General features: G+C 69.7%; 13 protein-coding genes. 7 read left to right on the top strand and 6 right to left on the bottom strand.

Going from position 1 to position 16,856, the window contains the following annotated elements; genetic code table 11:
• The first annotated feature begins 69 nt into the window (after positions 1–69).
• From FNH13_RS03920 to FNH13_RS03905, 4 genes are all read left to right on the top strand, one after another.
• Entirely contained in the window at positions 70–282 is a 213-nt protein-coding gene (locus tag FNH13_RS03920; protein ID WP_143782264.1) for a dodecin, read from the top strand.
• A 144-nt stretch (positions 283–426) separates the two neighbouring features.
• On the top strand, positions 427–2,499 hold the full coding sequence (locus tag FNH13_RS03915) for an MMPL family transporter (protein ID WP_228266583.1): 2,073 nt from the start codon (positions 427–429) through the stop codon (positions 2,497–2,499).
• Between the two features lie 64 nt (positions 2,500–2,563).
• On the top strand, positions 2,564–3,055 hold the full coding sequence (locus tag FNH13_RS03910) for a hypothetical protein (protein ID WP_143782262.1): 492 nt from the start codon (positions 2,564–2,566) through the stop codon (positions 3,053–3,055).
• 98 nt (positions 3,056–3,153) lie between these two features.
• A complete protein-coding gene (locus tag FNH13_RS03905; RefSeq protein WP_143782261.1) occupies positions 3,154–3,765 on the top strand; it encodes a CueP family metal-binding protein in 612 nt (203 codons plus the stop codon).
• Between the two features lie 11 nt (positions 3,766–3,776).
• Here the strand turns inward: FNH13_RS03905 and FNH13_RS03900 are convergent, their stop codons facing one another.
• Positions 3,777–4,622, bottom strand: coding sequence for an ABC transporter permease (locus FNH13_RS03900; RefSeq protein ID WP_143782260.1), 846 nt, complete (start codon positions 4,620–4,622; stop codon positions 3,777–3,779).
• On the bottom strand, positions 4,619–5,626 hold the full coding sequence (locus tag FNH13_RS03895; protein ID WP_143782259.1) for an ATP-binding cassette domain-containing protein: 1,008 nt from the start codon (positions 5,624–5,626) through the stop codon (positions 4,619–4,621). Before FNH13_RS03895 ends, FNH13_RS03900 begins: the two co-directional genes overlap by 4 nt.
• A 300-nt stretch (positions 5,627–5,926) precedes the next feature.
• On the opposite strand from FNH13_RS03895, the gene FNH13_RS03890 reads away from it, so the two are divergent.
• Positions 5,927–7,666 (top strand): lipase family protein, encoded by a 1,740-nt coding sequence (locus FNH13_RS03890; RefSeq protein ID WP_202878862.1) that lies wholly within the window; start codon positions 5,927–5,929, stop codon positions 7,664–7,666.
• Between the two features lie 148 nt (positions 7,667–7,814).
• Here FNH13_RS03890 and FNH13_RS03885 read toward each other — a convergent pair whose 3' ends face one another.
• The 4 genes from FNH13_RS03885 to FNH13_RS03870 all read right to left on the bottom strand — a co-directional run bounded on the left by FNH13_RS03885 (position 7,815) and on the right by FNH13_RS03870 (position 13,029).
• Positions 7,815–8,663, bottom strand: coding sequence for an aldo/keto reductase (locus tag FNH13_RS03885; RefSeq protein ID WP_202878861.1), 849 nt, complete (start codon positions 8,661–8,663; stop codon positions 7,815–7,817).
• Between the two features lie 88 nt (positions 8,664–8,751).
• Entirely contained in the window at positions 8,752–9,690 is a 939-nt protein-coding gene (locus FNH13_RS03880) for an ICP22 family protein (protein ID WP_143782258.1), read from the bottom strand.
• A gap of 12 nt (positions 9,691–9,702) precedes the next feature.
• On the bottom strand, positions 9,703–12,018 hold the full coding sequence (gene pabB / locus FNH13_RS03875) for an aminodeoxychorismate synthase component I (RefSeq protein WP_202878860.1): 2,316 nt from the start codon (positions 12,016–12,018) through the stop codon (positions 9,703–9,705).
• A gap of 12 nt (positions 12,019–12,030) precedes the next feature.
• A complete protein-coding gene (locus FNH13_RS03870) occupies positions 12,031–13,029 on the bottom strand; it encodes a pirin family protein (RefSeq protein WP_143782256.1) in 999 nt (332 codons plus the stop codon).
• Positions 13,030–13,257: 228 nt separating this feature from the next.
• On the opposite strand from FNH13_RS03870, the gene FNH13_RS03865 reads away from it, so the two are divergent.
• Together FNH13_RS03865 and FNH13_RS03860 are read left to right on the top strand one after the other, a co-directional pair.
• A complete protein-coding gene (locus FNH13_RS03865) occupies positions 13,258–15,297 on the top strand; it encodes an SPFH domain-containing protein (protein ID WP_228266581.1) in 2,040 nt (679 codons plus the stop codon).
• Positions 15,290–16,669 (top strand): SPFH domain-containing protein, encoded by a 1,380-nt coding sequence (locus FNH13_RS03860; RefSeq protein ID WP_202878859.1) that lies wholly within the window; start codon positions 15,290–15,292, stop codon positions 16,667–16,669. Before FNH13_RS03865 ends, FNH13_RS03860 begins: the two co-directional genes overlap by 8 nt.
• The last annotated feature ends 187 nt before the right edge of the window (positions 16,670–16,856 follow it).

Here is a 16,856-nt window from a genome sequence, read left to right as displayed (position 1 = left end):
GGCGGCATCGGCACTACGTTGGAGACAGGCCGGGCGACCGGCGTCCGGCGCGACGCCAGGAGGCACCCCATGGCCAATCACGTCTATGCCATCTCCGAGCTGGTCGGCAGCTCCCCCGACGGTGTGGAGGCAGCGGTCGCTAACGCCTTGACGTCTGCCAGCTCGACCGTGCGCAACCTCGACTGGTTCGAGGTGACCCAGATCCGGGGTCACCTCGGCGACGACGGACAGGTCGCTGACTGGCAGGTCGGCATCAAACTGGGCTTCCGCGTCGACAAGTAGTCCCGCGCCGGCGACCGCGTTTGCACCCGCGAACCGCGATCCCCTAAGGTTAGACAAACATTATCCAAACAGATTGCGGGTTGCGTCATTATGGGGTCGATCGGTCGCGGAGTCGTCACGGTTGTCACAGGTCGCCGATCGTGGATGGTCGTCCTCCTGGGACTGCTGCTCGGCGCCGGCATCATGGTCGGCCTGGGCGAGGCGGAGCGCGAGCCGCATCCCACGGACGCCGTGCCCGCCGGGGCCGACTCGACCCGCGCGGTCGAGCTGCAGGAGCAACTGCCCACCGAGGACACCGCCACCGCCATCATCGTCTTCAGCGCGGACGAGATCGGCGGATCGCTCGGCGACCTCGAGCAGGTCGTGGCAGACCTGGACACCGGCGCTGAAGGGCCTCCCGCGTTTGTGCAGCCTGCCGAGGACGGCACGGCGGCGATCTCGGTCGTCAACGTCCCCGCCAAGACCGCCACCGAGGTCGCCGACTCGGTGGCTGGCCTGCGCAGCGACCTGGCTGACGCCGCACCTGAGGGCGTCGAGGTCCAGGTCACCGGCCCGGCGGCCGTCCGGGCCGACCTCACCGAGGTCTTCGCCGGGGCCAACACGACACTGCTGGCGTTCACCGCGTCCGTGGTCGCGATCCTGCTGCTCATCACCTACCGCAGCCCGTTCCTGTGGCTCATCCCCCTGACCGTCGTCGGGATCGCCGACCGGACGGCCGCCATCCTGGCAACGCAAGTGCTCGCCGGCTTCGGTGTCCCGTGGGACGAGTCCACGATCGGCATCCTGTCGGTGCTGGTCTTCGGTGCCGGCACCAACTACGCCCTGCTGCTGATCTCGCGCTACCGCGACGAGTTGCGCATCCATGAGGACCGGCACGAGGCGATGGCGGCGGCACTGCCGCGCACCGCCGAGGCGGTGCTGGCCAGCGCAGCGACCGTCGTGGTGGGCGTGCTGACCCTGCTGCTCTCCCTCACCCCCAACACCCGCGGTCTGGGCCTGGCCAGCGCCGTCGGCATCCTCGTTGCGGCCGCGGCTGTGCTGCTCGTGCTGCCGGCAACCCTCGTGCTCTTCGGTCGCTGGATCTTCTGGCCCCGCGTGCCGCACGTCGGTGAGGAGGGCCAGGCCAGGCGACGGTCGGCATGGCGCCGCATCGGCGACCGGGTTGCCGTCCGTCCCTCCGCCTTTGTCGGCGGCACCCTGACGCTACTCGCCGTGATGGCTTTTGGCCTGACCCAGATCCAGCTCGGCCTGCCTGCCTCGGAGCAGTTCACCGACAAGCCCGAGGCGATCACCGCAGCCGAGCGGCTGGCGGAGTCATTTCCGGAGGGCGCCGCCGACCCCACCACCGTGGTGACGGCCACCGAGGAAGAGTCTGCGGTCGAGCAGCTCGTCGCCGACCTGGAGGCGCTCGAGCCCGTGGGGTCGGTCAGTGTCGGCGCCCAGGGCGGCGGTGTCACCCAGCTCAACCTGGTGCTCACCGCGGCATCGGACTCACCGGACTCCCAGGCTGCGCTCGACGAGGTCCGGACCGTGACGGCCGAGGTCCCGCAGACCCATGTGGGCGGCACGGCGGCCGAGGCAGCCGACACCGCCGACGCCGGAGCGCGCGACCGACTGGTCATCCTGCCGCTCATCCTCGGCCTGGTGCTCGTGGCACTGATGGGCATCCTGCGCTCTGTGCTGGCCCCCGTGATCCTGGTGGCCAGCGTGATCGCCAGCTTCGCCGCCGCCCTCGGGGTGTCGTGGTGGCTGTTCACCGAGGTGCTGGGCTTCAGCGGTCTTGACCCGATCGTGCCGCTCTACTCCTTCCTCTTCCTGGTCGCCCTCGGCGTGGACTACAACATCTTCCTGATCACGCGGACCCTGGAGGAGGCCCGCGCGGTCGGGACCCGCGAGGGGGTGCTCCGTGCCCTGTCCGCCACCGGCGGGGTGATCACCAGCGCCGGCATCCTGCTGGCCGCAGTGTTCGCCGTGCTCGGGGTGCTGCCCCTCGTGGTGCTGGCCCAGGTCGGCGCGGTGATCTGCATCGGCGTGCTCCTGGACACGCTGCTCGTGCGGACCGTCCTCGTCCCGGCGATCGTCCTCATCCTCGGTGAGCGCTTCTGGTGGCCCAGACGGGTGGAGCGGGTCAGGCAGGTCGGGCAGGTCGGGCAGGTCGAGGCAGTCCAGCCGGCGGCGCCGGCACCCAGTGAGGCGGGACGCCACCGAGAGAGTTGAGGCCAGCGGGTCCACCTGAGCGACCCGTTGGCACTCACCCCCTGCCGGGGCGAGACTTGGCCACATGGAGTGGGCAGCGCTGGCCCTCGCCCTGGTCCTGACCCTGGGGCTCGGACTCGCACGCGCCCTGCGCGAGCGGCACCCACCACCTGACTCCGTCGTTCCGCAACGCCGCGAGGCCGATGCGCCCGAGTTCGCTCCGGAGGACGCGGCCGAGCTCGAGCGACAGCTGGCCGCCATCGCGGCCGAGGGGGCCCACACCCTGGAGTCGCTGCTGGGCCTGCGACTGCGGATCCTGTCCTCACGCCACGTGCCGCTGCGTGCCGTCCGGGCGGCACCGGGCCCACGCACCGGACGCCTCGTCTTTGCCGACAGCACAGTGCTGCTGGCCCGGGCCCGCCGCTCCGGCGAGCTCTTTCGCCTGGCACTAGCCATCCGGGAGCACGCGGTCACGATCGAGAGCTGGTCCCACGAGCAGGACGGCACCGTGCTCACCTTCACCTGGCCCCGGGAGAGGGCGGAGCTGGTGCTCATCGGACTGGACCAGGCCGACTGACCCTGCGGTGCCCCTCCCACCGCGTCATCGTACGCTGGTCCTTCCTCCTCCAGCTGACGGATTGTTTCTTGCTAGTTCGTGTTGGTTATTATCTCTGCATGCCTTCGCGGATCCGTTCGACTGCCCTGACAACCGTCGCCACCGGCCTCACCGCCGCACTCCTGCTGACGGGCTGCTCGGATGAGCCCGAGTCCGCCACCTCTCCGGCAGAGGCCACCACCACCGCCCGGGCGGACACGCTGCTCTCCGCCCACGGACTCGAGGGCAAGGACGCCCGCACGCTCATCGACGAGCTGGATGCCACCCCGGTGGCGGAGCGGTCGAGCGAGTTCATGGCAGCGATCCAGGTGGACAGGCTCGTCATCTCCGACGGCAGCGGGGCCACGACCTCCCTCGCCCTGCCGACCGAGGAGTTCTATGTCTCGATCGCGCCCTTCGTCGACCAGACCCACGAGTGCTTCTTCCACAGCCTGACCACCTGCCGGGGCGAGCTGGCCAACCAGGCCATCGACGTGGAGGTCATCGACGACTCCGGGACGGTGCTCGTGGACGAGACGATGACGACCTTCGACAACGGCTTCCTCGGGCTGTGGCTCCCCCGGGACATCAGCGCCACGGTCACCCTGGAGGCCAACGGCCGCACTGTGACGGACACCCTCTCCACCGGGGCCGACGACCCGACCTGCGTGACGACACTCCAACTGGTCTGACAGGAGGGGCCCTAGGCGGAGGTCCGCCGGTAGCGGGCGATCGACAGGGGCGCGAAGATCAGCACGATCAGAACGGCCCAGATCAGGGTGTAGAGCACCGGGTTCTGCAAGGACCACGCCTCGGACGGCGCAGCCATCGGCAGATTGTTGCCAAACAAGTCCCGGGCCGCCTGGGTCACCGTCGAGACCGGGTTCCACTCCGCAAAGACCTGCAGCGGGGCCGGGAAGGACTCCAGCGGCACGAAGGCGTTGGAGATGAAGGTCAGCGGCATGATCACCATGAACGAGGCGTTGTTAATGACCTCGACGCTGGGCACCAGCAAGCCGACATAGGCCATCACCCAGCTGAACGCATAGGCAAAGACCAGCAGCAAGGCGAATCCCGCGACGGCGTCGAAGAGCGAGCCCCGGATCCGCCAACCGACCAGCAGACCGGTCAACGCCATGATGATCAACGTCAGGACGTTATAGATCACGTCCGAGGCGGTCCGCCCGATGAGCACGGCAGCCCGGGACATCGGCAGCGACCGGAACCGGTCGATGATCCCCTTCTGCATGTCCTCGGCCAGCCCGGCTCCGGTGAAGGTCGCCCCGAACACGACGGTCTGGGCGAAGATGCCGGCGATGAGGAACTCGCGGTACTGCTCCGGGTCGCCCGGGGTAATGGCCCCACCAAAAACGTAGGCGAAGAGCAGCACAAACATGATCGGCGACATCAGGATGAAGACCAGGATCTCTGGCACTCGCTTGATCTTGATCAGGTTGCGCTTGGCGATCACCCAGCTGTCACTGAGCACGCTGGCCGGGGTGGTCCGCCGCGTCTGGATCACCGGACGGGTCTGTGTTGTGGTCGTCATCGGGATCCCTCCTCCGAGCCGACGAGCTCACGCTCCGGCTCCGGCTCCTGCTCGCTCTGGTGCTCCTCGGCCGCGTGGCCGGTCAACTCCAGGAAGACGTCGTCCAGGGTGGGCCTGCGCAGGCCGATGTCGAGCACCTCGACCCCGGCCTCCTCGAGCCGGTGCAGCACCTGCGCCAGCGCCCGCTGACCGGTGTCGACCCGAGCGCTGAGCCGCTTGCCGCCGGCCGATCGCTGGACCTCGCTGGTCGCGACGGTCGCCAGGGCGGCGAAGGCAGCGCGAGCGTCCCCGTCGTCCGCCACGACCAGTTCCACCCGCTCGCCGCCGACCTGGCTCTTCAGCTCATCAGCGGTGCCGTGGGCGATCGCCCGCCCGTGGTCGATCACGATGATGTCGTCCGCGAGCAGGTCGGCCTCCTCGAGGTATTGCGTGGTCAGCAGCAAGGTGCTGCCGCTGCTGACCAGCTCACGGATCACGTCCCACATCTCCTGGCGGGCCCGCACGTCCAGACCGGTGGTGGGCTCGTCCAGGACCAGCACCGGCGGCGCGGCGACCAGGGCGGCGGCCAGATCAAGCCGACGTCGCATGCCACCGGAGTAGGTCTTGGACGGCCGGTCGCCGGCGTCGGACAGACTGAACCGCTCGAGCAGCTCGCGGGCTCGTTCCCTCGAGCGGGCACGTCCCAGCCCATAGAGCCGACCCACCATGTCGAGGTTCTCAAAGCCGGTCAGGTACTCATCGACAGCTGCGTACTGTCCCGACAGTCCGATCCGCGAGCGCACACCCTGCGGGTCCTTGGCGACGTCGACCCCGGCAACTGTGGCATGACCCTCATCGGCCCGCAGCAGGGTGGTCAGGATGCGCACGGCTGTGGTCTTGCCCGCGCCGTTGGGACCCAGCAGGCCAAGCACCGTGCCCTCAGGCACGGTCAGGTCCAGCCCGTCCAGGGCCGTCACCTCGCCATATCTCTTGACCAGTCCCCTGGCCTGAATAATGTCTGTCATCACACTCCCTCGGTGTCGTCCCGACTCTCAGATAGACAGGGCTCGTATCCGAAAGTCATCGGCGCCCCGTGGCCTGGTCTGCGGCGACCGGCCCGGTGGTTTCTCGCAGATCGAGTGTGTCACCGAGCACCGACAGACACGACTGATTTTCGGCGAGGCCCCGCGACGTTGCCGCGGTATGCCGACCGGTACGGGCTCTCGTGCGGGTCCTCCACTACGCTGCCGACCAGATGGCCGCGCGGTGCGGCCCCCGCCGGAACGGACGCCATGGCCTCGGCAACTCCTGGGCAGCACGGGCACGTGACCAGGCTGCCGTCCTTGCCCCGGTGGGGACTGGTCCTGGTCGGGGTGCTGGCCGTGGGGGTGGGCGTCGTGCTCGCGACCCGGCCGCTGACCTCGCTGCAGGCCCTCGGGCTCTATCTCGGATTGGCTCTGGTGCTGCTGGGTGGACTCGGTCTGATCCGGGGGCGGAGTGAGTGGGACGCCTTGGACACGGCGCGGGCGACCGGGGCGGTGGTCCTCGGAGTGCTGGTCCTGCTCTGGTTGCGCCACGACTTCGACCTGCTGGCCCTGGCTGTGGGTGCCGCCCTGGTCATCTCCGGACTGCGCCGGCTGTGGATGGCGGCACGAGGGGTCAGCGGCGCGGGTGCTGTCGACCGGCTCGCCAGCGGTCTGCTCGCCGGCGCGGAGATCCTGGTCGGTCTCCTGGCACTGCGCTGGCCGGACCTGACTCTGCTGGCCGCGGCCGTGATCTTTGCCGTCCGGCTCGTGGTGCACGGGGTGCGCCTCATCGGTCGCGGCCTGGCAAAACCCCAACGCGCTGAGGTCCGCGCCGGGCAGCACCGTGCCTGGCTCCGCCTCACCGGCAGCGTCCTGGCGCTCCTCCTGGCACTCGGCGCCGGTGTCCTGGGCTACCAGGCCCGCACCCACGCCCCGGCCGTCGATGCCTTCTATGCCACGCCCGATGACCTGCCGGCCGAGCCCGGGGTCCTGCTGCGCAGCGAGCCGTTCACCCGCGACGTGCCTGCGGGCGCCACCGGGTGGCGCATCCTCTACACGACCACCGCTGCAGACGGCTTGCCCGCCACCGCCAGTGGCCTCGTGCTCACCCCCGACGACGTCGACGGCCCGGCCCCGGTGATCGCCTGGGCGCACGGCACCACAGGCTGGGCCACCCAGTGCGCCCCGACCCTGCTGACCCACCCGTTCGAGGCCGGCGCGATGCCGGCCCTGGAGCCGCTCGTCGCCCAGGGCTGGGCACTGGTCGCCACCGACTACACCGGACTCGGCACCCCTGGTCCCCATCCCTATCTCATCGGCGCGGGTGAAGGACACTCGGTGCTGGACGGCATACGCGCAGCCCAACAGCTCACCGACGCTGACCTGGCCTCCGAGACCGTGGTCTGGGGGCACTCCCAGGGCGGGCACGCGGCGCTGTGGACCGGCCAGCTCGCGCCGGACTACGCCCCCGACCTCGACCTGCTCGGCATCGTGGCGATGGCCCCCGCCGCCGACGTGACCGCCCTGGCACAGAGTCTGCCCACGGTCAGCGGCGGCGAGCTCTTCTCCTCCTATGTCATCGCCGCCTATGCCGCCCACTACCCCGGCGTCACGCTCGAGGAGCAGGTCATTCCCCCGGCGCGGACCCTGGTGCGCGAGATGTCCGGTCGGTGCCTGGCCGAACCAAGCATTCTGGCCTCCCTGGTCTCGGTGCTGTCGCTGGCCCGCGACCAGTCCGTCTACGCGATCCCGCCCACCGAAGGCGCGCTCGGCGAGGCGCTGGCCGAGAACATCCCGACCGGGCCGTTCCCGGTGCCGCTGCTGATCGCCCAGGGCGAGGCCGACACGCTGATCCAACCCACCGACCAGCAGGCGTATGTCGACCGGCTCTGTGCCGCAGGCCAGTCACCCGAGTACCGGATCTACCCCGGACGCGACCATCTGTCGGTCGTGGAGCCCGAGTCGGCACTCATCGACGACCTGCTCGCCTGGACCACCAACCGGTTTGCCGGTGCTCCCGCGGAGGACGGCTGCGGCTAGGCGAGCCTACCCAGGAGATTGGCCCCTATCACCCGGGAAACTGGCGGCGGCCTTCGTCTGAGGGCGCTCTCACGCAGACGGGTGGCTGAGTCACAGGACGACTCAGCCACCCGTCTCGTGTGGCGGGTCCCAGGCCCACCTCAACCCGTCAGGAACGCACCTGCGTGAACGCCGCGGTCGCCGGGTCCGCCCCGATGCGCTCGTCGGTGTCCAGCGCGCTGACCGCGCCCATGTCCTCATCCGACAGCTCAAAGGAGAACAGGTCCAGGTTGGAGGCGATGCGCGCCGGGGTGACGGACTTGGGGATCACGATGGTCCCCTGCTGGACGTGCCAGCGCAGCACGACCTGGCCGGTCGTCACACCCAGGCGCTCGGCGGCGGCGGTCACCGCCGCGGCGTCAAGGTCCTTGCCCTGACCCAGCGGCGAGTAGGCCTCGACCGCGATGCCCGCGGCCCGGCTCGCGTCCTGGGTAGAGGTCTGCTGGAAGGTGGGGTGGAGTTCGATCTGGTTGACGGCCGGGACCACGTCGGTCTCGGCCAGCAGGCGCTCGAGGAACTGCGGGAGGAAGTTCGAGACACCGATCGCGCGGACGGCGCCCTCGGCATACAGCTTCTCGAAGGACTTCCAGGTCTCGATGTACTTGTCGGCGCTCGGGTAGGGCCAGTGCACGAGGTAGAGGTCGACGACGTCCAGCCCCATCGCCTTGCGACTGGTCTCAAAGGCCGCCAGTGCCGACTCCGCCCCGTGGTCGCCGTTGCGCAGCTTGGTGGTGACGAAGATGTCCTCGCGCGGGATGCCGCTGGCCTTGATCGCGGCCCCGACCTCGGCCTCGTTGTAGTAGGCCGCGGCGGTGTCGATGTGCCGGTAGCCCGCCTCCAGTGCCTGCTCGACGGTGCGCTGGGTCTCGCCCTCGGGGACCTGGAAGACGCCGAAGCCGACCTGCGGGATGGTGACGCCGTTGTTGAGCTCGACGTTGGGGATGGTGGATTTCGTCATATCAGTGATTACGTCGCGGGATGCGCCGCTATTCCGAGCTCCCCACCTGCAGTGCGTCGTCCGGCCTCACGCGCCGGAGCAGTCTCCGTCAGTTCGTGGCGAGCGTCTCCAGGATCGTCGGCAGCGTGGCGTCGAGCAGGGCCCGTGCACTCGCCTCGTCGACGCCCGCAGTGTTGAGGACCGTGCCGATGACCAGGTCGTCCCGGTTCCAGAGTGCAAAGCACAGGTCGTCGTCGCACATCGTCACGACCTCGCCGCCGAGCTCCGCATGCCCTGGCTGCACCTCTGCACCCGGGAACAGCATGTCGGGGGTGGCGGCCGTGCCCTTCAGGTCGACGGCCGCGATCCCGCTCGCCACCCCGTAGTCGGAGTTGTTGGGATCGCCGTCGCTGTCCCCGCCGCAAACGATGCCGATGACATCGTCGCCGACGTCCTCGTACTCGTCCCACTCGATCTCGGTGGTCCAGCCGCCCAGGACGGTGTCCGGGTAGCCGACGCCGGCGAGAGCCGCCTCCAGCACCGTCTGCTCGATGGCGGGGCAACCGGGAATGTTGGTGCTCGTCTGCGGGGTTTCCGGCATGTTGGCCTCGAGATAACGCGCCAGCCCTGCCCTAGCAGCCTCGATGTCCGCCTCGACCCCGGAGTCCCCGGCCGCCGCAGTCCCGTCGTCGTCCGACCCAGCGGTGCCGTCGTCAGCCCCGGTGCCGTCGTCACTCCCCTCATCGCCAGTGGCACCACCGTCGGTGCTCTCCCCGGTGCCGCCAGTGGTGGCGTCAGTCGGGTCGTCGCCACCAGCAGCGCCGTCCCCAGCCGTCTCGTCGACGCCCTCGCTGCGCACACTGGCCGCGTCGTCGCCTGACGTCTCATCCCCGGCGCCGTCAGAGGTCTCAGCCTCCACCGCCGTCTGTGGGTCGGCCGGCTCCACCTCGGGCTCGTCGTCGGACCCGCACGCGGCGAGAGTCAGGACGAGTCCCGCGGCAGCGAGGGCGGAGGTGGCGCGGCGGTTCAGCAGCAGTCGTGGCTTCATGACACAGAGACGTTACCTATCCCGGTCCGGTTCCTTGCGCACCGGAGAGCTTCTCCCCGTCCGGTTCCTGCGCACCTTCCGGCACACCGTGGCCGCTCGCAGCGCGGAGGTGAGGGCTGCCGCCTTCACTTGTGTCTCGGCATACTCCTCGGCAGGGTCGGACAGGGCCGTGATGGCGCCCCCGACACCGAACCCGGCCGTCCCGTCGACCAGCGTGACGGTGCGGATCACGATCGACAGGTCCATCGCGCCGTCGAGCCCGATCCAGCCGAGCGCGCCGGAGTAGACCCCGCGCGTCCCGCCCTCGAGCCGGTCCAGGATCTCCATCGTGCGGACCTTGGGCGCGCCGGTCATCGAGCCGCCGGGGAAACATGTGCCGATCACGTCCAGACAGTCCATGCCCTCGGCCAGCTGTCCGCGCACGGTGGAGACCAGCTGGTGGACCGTGGCATAGCTCTCCACCTCGAAGATCTCCGGCACGTGCACCGACCCGGAGCGGCAGACGCGGTGCAGGTCGTTTCGCAGCAGGTCGACGATCATCAGGTTCTCGGCCCGCTCCTTGACGCTGCTGCGCAGCTCCTCGGCGAGCGCCGCGTCGGTCGCCGGCTCAGTTCCGCGAGGACGGGTCCCCTTGATCGGGCGGGCCTCGACCATCCCGTCGGCGGTCACCGACACGAACCGTTCGGGCGAGGCGCTGAGCACGGTCGGCCCGGGGCCGCGCAGCCAGGCAGCGAAGGGCACCGGGCTGACGGTCCGCATCTGCCTGGCGAGCTCGACCTCGTCGACCAGGCCGGGCCACGAGGCGGTGTTGGTCAGGCAGATCTCGTAGGACTCCCCCGCCCGGATCTGCTCTTGGCACTGGGCGATCAGGTCCAGGTAGGACGCCTCGGTGTGCCGGAAGGTCGCGTCCACCGGACCGTCCACTGGCCTCTCCCCCACGGCCAGCTCATCCGCCGGCCCCTGCCGTCCACCCCGTCCGTCCACCTGCATGGATCCTTCACGCAACGCGCCGAAACCGCTGTGAACGATGCGTGCACCTGCACGGTCGGCGTCGGGCAACGGCAGGGTGGCGAGCTCGGAGCGCACTGCCTCAACCCAGGCCTCCTGCGCGGCCCGGACCTCCTCGTCCCAGAGGTAGACCGCGTGGAGGACCCCCTGCTCGTGGTCGACCACCAGCGCCCGGTCGGCCAGCACGAGCCGGGCATCTGGGTGCGGTGAGACGTGCGCGGCGCTGCCGCCGAGCTCGGCCTTGAGTTCATAGCCCAGGTATCCCACGAACCCGGGTCGGAACCTCCCCGCCGGCTCAGCAGCACCAAGCGGGTCAGCAGCATCGACCAGTTGCAGACGGTTGCGCAGTCGAGCCAGGTTCGGCAGCAGCGGACCTGTCAACCTTTCCCCGGTCGAGAGTTCGGTGACGGGGCCGTCGTCGCCCGACGCCACCCGGTGCGTCAACAGATAGGACAGCGGCCCAGACGCGTCCCCCAGCACGGAGCATCGTGCCGACGCAAGGCCCGTCCCGGGGGACGACGTTGCACCTGAGGCATCCAGCCAGAACGCCGTGGGGCTGTCGGCAAACACCCTCTGATGCAACGTCCAGGTGTCCGGTGCCGGGCCCAGCGCCACCCCCGCAACGCGCACGCGGCGGGCACCGGCGGTCGAGGTGGGCAGGGGCTGGTGCACGTCACCGATCGCTACGGGTTGACGGTCCCCGTCCGTGACGGGCCGACGTGCCGTCTCCGCCCCCGCCACCCGCACGCCCGCAACCCGCACCCCCGCCAGGCGCAGGAAATTGGCAACCAGCTGCTCGCCGTGCTCGGACAGCACCGACTCCGGGTGGAACTGCAGACCCCACCGTCGAGCACCGGGGTCCGCGAGCGCCATGACGACACCGTCGTCCGCGGCCCGTGCGGTGACGAGGAGAGATGGCGACGAGCCCGCTCGGACCTCCAGGGAGTGATAGCGCACGGCACGAAACTGGGAGGGCACCGCCTCGAAGATCCCGGTGCCGTCGTGCACCACCTCGCTCACCCGGCCGTGCATCGGGGCTGCGAGCTCGACGACCGCATCACCGGCGAGGTGCGCGAGGCCCTGATGGCCCAGGCAGATCCCGAGGACCGGGATCTCCCGCTGCTGCAGTGCGAGCAGGCTCAGCCCCATGTCGGCGGTACGCTGTGGCCGGCCCGGACCCGGTCCCACGACGATCGCAGCAAACCCGGTGAGGTCCCCGCGGTGGTCCTGCGCCCAGACGGTCGGCGCCTGCCCGAGGACGCGGTGCAGCAGGTCAGCGATGTTGTAGGTGAAGCTGTCGACATTGTCGATCAGCAGCACACGGGGCAAACCTCAGCCCCTCGGACGCAGACGCACCCCGGGCAGCACGGGGGCGGGCAGCGGGTCGCCGTCATACGCAAAGAGACCGAAGCGGGTCTGGGCCCCCTCCTCGACCCGGGCCTGCCACTCCTCGCGGTAGGCCACGACCTCGTCGTGGTCGCGGCCGATGAAGTTCCACCACATGACGATCTGCTCCTCGAAGGGTGTGCCCCCGAGGATGATCACCCGACCACCGTGCTCACCGGCGTGGATGTCGACGGACTCCCTCCCCGGTGCGAGGTAGGCCAAGTCGTGCATCGCGATCTGCTCTGGACCGACGCACACCGGTCCCCCGTCGACCAGCACGCCGTGCTCAAAGGTCGGGTCCAGGCGCAGGGTGATCACCGCGCCCGGCTGCAGGGTGAGCTCGGCCCCCAGGAGCGGGGAGTATGCCGTGGCGCTGGAGCTGATCGGCTCGCTCACGTGCTCGTCCTCCACCGTCAGCGAGCCCAGAAAGACGGAGAGGCGCCCGCCGGAGGCGAGGTCGACCGGCTCCGGGACGTAGTGCTCGAAGCCCGGCTCCACGAAACGCGATTCCTGCGGCAGGACCGTCCACAGCTGGACCCCGTGCAGGATCCGGGTGTTCTCGGTGGACACCTCGGAGTGCGAGATGCCGGTGCCCGCGGTCATGATGTTGAGCTCGCCGGGGCGGACCATCGCGTGCATCCCCGTGCTGTCCCGGTGCTCGATCTCGCCGGTGAACAACCACGAGACGGTCTGCAGCCCGGTGTGGGGGTGCGGGGGGACGACCATGCCGCCGCTCTGGTCCACGGCATCGGGTCCGTAGTGGTCTGCGAAGCACCACGCTCCGATGGTGGTCCGCTGCCTGGTCGGCAGAGTCCGGCGCACCAGCATCGCGCGTGGGCCACCGAGGGGAACGTCGCGGGGGGCGATCACCTCCACCTCGGCGGTCTCCTGTGCCTCTGCGCCTCCACAGAGGATCTCGGGCGGCGCGACTTCCAGGTTGCTCATGATCTGACCCTACCGAGACGGGCGGCGCCAGGGCGCTGGGTGCGATCACCAGCGGCTTCACACGCCGCAGCAGCACCTGCGCGATGGGCACCGGCGCCTCCCGTCAGGGAACCGCGGGCCTGTGGGCGCCGTCGGTGCCTATGAAAGACTCGGACCCGCGCGACACGGTCGTGCCCAGCAGGCAGGCGGCAAGGTCGTGCCAGGAGGAAGTACAGAGGGGAAGATGGTGTGAGTAACCGATCACAACAGTTCATCGAGGCCGCCCGGCAGGTCGCCGGCGGAGCCGATGTGCGCGATGTCGTGGGGCAGTCGCTCCAACAGGCCGTGGGAGGTGGCGGAGCCCAGGGAGGCGGAGCAGGTTTTGACCTCAACGCTCGTGACTTCCCGGCCGCCCGTGGCGAGGGCGGGTCGGCAGGCACCCGCATCGCGTCCGAGAGCGTCTCGCTCGACGATGCCGCAGAGAAGCTGAGCCGCAGCCACTTCGAGATGGGCCCCGGCGGCCCGGTGCACGTGATCACCCCGATGGTCATGCCGCGTGGGCGCAAGCTGCGCGCCATGATGCCGGTGATCATGATGGTCATCGTCGGGATCGTCGGCTATGTCGTGCTGCTGCCGTTCGACGACATGAGCTCAGGCGTCTTCGGCGTGCACTACTGGATCCTCGTCGTGCTGCTGGCCGCCTTCATGTGGTGGCGTCAGGGCATGGTGATGGTCCCTGAGGGGTGCACCGCGCTGATCAGCCGATTCGGCAAGGTCGAGGCGGAGGTCGGCCCGGGCCGCGTCACCCTGTGGAACCCCTGGAAGCGGGTCTCCTACATCGTCAACACCACCCGTGAGTACCCCTTCAACGCCCCGATCCGCCAGGCGCCGACCAAGTCCGGTGTCCAGGCCTCGGTCGACCTGTTCCTGCAGTTCCGGATCGTCAACGCCCGCGAGTTCGTCTTCGTGCTCGGTGCGGTCCAGGGCTTCCAGGACAAGCTCAACAACGCGATCTCGGAGACCACCCGGTCCCTGATCTACGACCAGGAGGCCTCCGGCATCTACGACCTGGTCGGAGAGAGCACATCCCGGCTGCTGGAGCAGCTCAACGTCCAGTTCGCACCGGCCGTCGAGCTGACCACAGCCAACATCACCCACGCCGAGCCGTCCGCGCAGGAGTACCGCATGGACCTGGCCGCCCCGGAGATGATCCGGGTGGCCAAGGAGGCTTACACCTACGAGTACGAGCTGAACCTCAAGAAGGAGCAGAACGAGGGTGACCTGAACAAGGACCTCGCCTCCCTCAACGAGAACCTCTCGGCGATCCAGGCCGACATCGCCCGCTACCAGGCGCAGATGGACACCGCGCTGGAGCGGGAGACCAACCGCGCCAACGCGATGGCCCGCCAGCGCTTCGTGGAGTCGGAGTCGACCGCTCACGCCAACGCCGCCATGCTCGAGGCCCAGGCCCTGGACATCCGGGCGCTGAGCGCGGCCCTGGCCCCGGAGATCCTGGACTACCGCTACCAGCAGGACATGCTGGACAAGATGGACGGCCTGGCCGACTCGCTGCCGCAGATCGTGCGCGTGGGTGGCGACGCCGACGGCGTCGACTACCTGCAGATCGCCCGCGAGCTCGTCGGTGGCCAGGACGACAAGCTGTTCTCCGCCGAGGACATGGAGGCCATCCGCTCCCGCGAGGGAGACATCGCCAAGCGGGTCGCCGGCCGCAAGGACGAGATCGAGGTCCTGCTGCAGGCACCGGAGGCCACCGAGGTCGAGATCCTCCCGACCTCCGAGCCGGTCGATGACCCCGAGGGTGAGCAGGTGCTGGACCAGATCCGGCGCTCGGTCAGTGACGAGCACGTTACTGCCGATCTGGAGGAGGCGCGCAGCTCAGGCGGCGCTCCGGAGTCGTCCGCCGACGACGGCCCCACCCAGGACGCTCCTGCAGACGAGGGCCGCTCCGGCTCGGGGGCTCCCCAGGCTGGATCGGGTCAGTTCCCGACGGGCCAGCGCCCCCAGGGGCCGCCGCAGGGTCAGCGCCCCCAGGGTCAGCGTCCCCAGGGTCAGCGTCCCCAGGGACAGTTCCCGCCCCCTCACGGGCAACACCAGCGGCCCCAGGGCGCTCCGCCGCAGGGCCAGTTCGGGCAGGGCCAACACCCCCAGGAGCCGCAGCAGGGCCAGTTCCCGCAGGGTGGGACCGGGCAGTTCCCACCGCCCCCCGGTCAGCAGCCGGCCCGTCCCCAGCACGACGAGATGAAGAACGAGGGTGAGGACCGTGGCTGAGCAGATGATGGAGCAGGCGTCACGCACCGTGCGTGGCCAGGGCATGAGCTCGATCAAGGAGGTCGTCTCCAGCTGGAGCGACGTCGCCCGGTTGCTGCGCGGTGGTGACTCCGGCGCCCTGGTGCCTGTCGTCATACCCCGCGACAACCGTGGCCTGCGCTGGACCACCCTGGTGTGGTTCGGCCTGTGGGCGCTGATCAGCGGATTCATGCTGCTCAGGGGCGCCTGGGGACCCATCGCGATGGTCGTCGCGATCCTGTCCTTCATCCTGGCGGCACTGTGGTGGTGGCGCTCCTCGATCGTGGAGATCGAGGAAGGCACCGTCGGCGTCCTCACCAAGTTCGGGGCCATCAGCGGCCCCGGGCTGGCACCGGGTCGGCACTACCTGTGGCACCCGTGGGCGCGCGTCGCCTACGTCGTCGACGTCACCACGGAGATCCCGTATGCCGCGCCCGTCCTGTCCTCCCCGACGCACGAGAACGTGCCGCTGAAGTCGATCGAGTTCTTCCTGCGCTTCCGCATCGTCGACGCGATCCGTTTCGTGCAGACGATCGGTGCGGGCAACTTCGACCTGGTGCTGTCCAACTCGGTGCAGGACGCGATCCGTCAGCGCAGCCGCCAGGTGCGCACCGAGCGTGCCTACGACCTGCGCGGCAGTGACGTCAAGGACATGCAGGAGCTGCTCAACCGGCAGCTGACCCGTTACGGCGTGCAGATCATGGGCTGCAACATCCCGGATGTGCAGCTGCCCGACCAGTACCGCGAGCACCTGGCGACCCGCGAGCGCGTGGCCAAGGAACTCGTCGCCTACGAGAAGGAGTGGGAGCTGACGCGCAAGCGCCGGATCGACACCCTGCTCATGGAGATCGAGCGGTCCAAGAAGATCCGTGACGCCAAGATCGTGGAGGTCAAGGCCTCGCTGAACAAGGCGCGCAAGGACGTCGCGCAGATGCTTGAGGAGCGGGAGACCGAGGCTCAGGCGATCCGCTACGAGATCGAGACGCAGGCCCGCACCAACCTGGTCGCGGCCCAGGGTGAGGCCAAGGCCCAGGAGCAGCTCGCGACCGCCTATCGGGACAACCGCGCCGTGCTCGGTTATGAGCTGGCCCGGCGCCGTCTCGACGTGGGTGCCAACCTGGCCGAGAACGCCCCGCGTCCGGTCATCGTGCACACCGACGCCGGGTCCGCCGACAACTCGGCCCTGTCCACACTGCTCATGGCGCAACTGCTCCCGCAGATCCAGGCAGGTGCCGCCTCGCGGTCCCGTCCAGCGCTGCGCCAGCAGCCCCAGCCGACCGGCGACGAGGTCGCCCAGGCTGCGGGCAGCGCAGCCCAGCGGGCGGTCCAGGCCGTCCGGGGGCGCCAGAAGTAGTCCCACTCAGCACCACCGGACCCCGGGTCGCGATCTCTGCGGCCCGGGGTCCGTGCTGTCCGCACCGTGTCCGCGCTGACTGAGCTCGGAGTCGCGCCGACTGAGCCCGGAGTCAGGCGCCACACGGCTGCCGCGGGGAGAGCCGGCGGGCTCACTTTGCCCAACTGTGACCTGTGGAGGGGGTCCA

Source organism: Ornithinimicrobium ciconiae (assembly GCF_007197575.1).
Taxonomy (GTDB): Bacteria; Actinomycetota; Actinomycetes; order Actinomycetales; family Dermatophilaceae; genus Ornithinicoccus; species Ornithinicoccus ciconiae.
The sequence above is the reverse complement of the archived record's forward strand: the minus strand, read 5'-3'. Positions and strand labels throughout refer to the sequence as shown.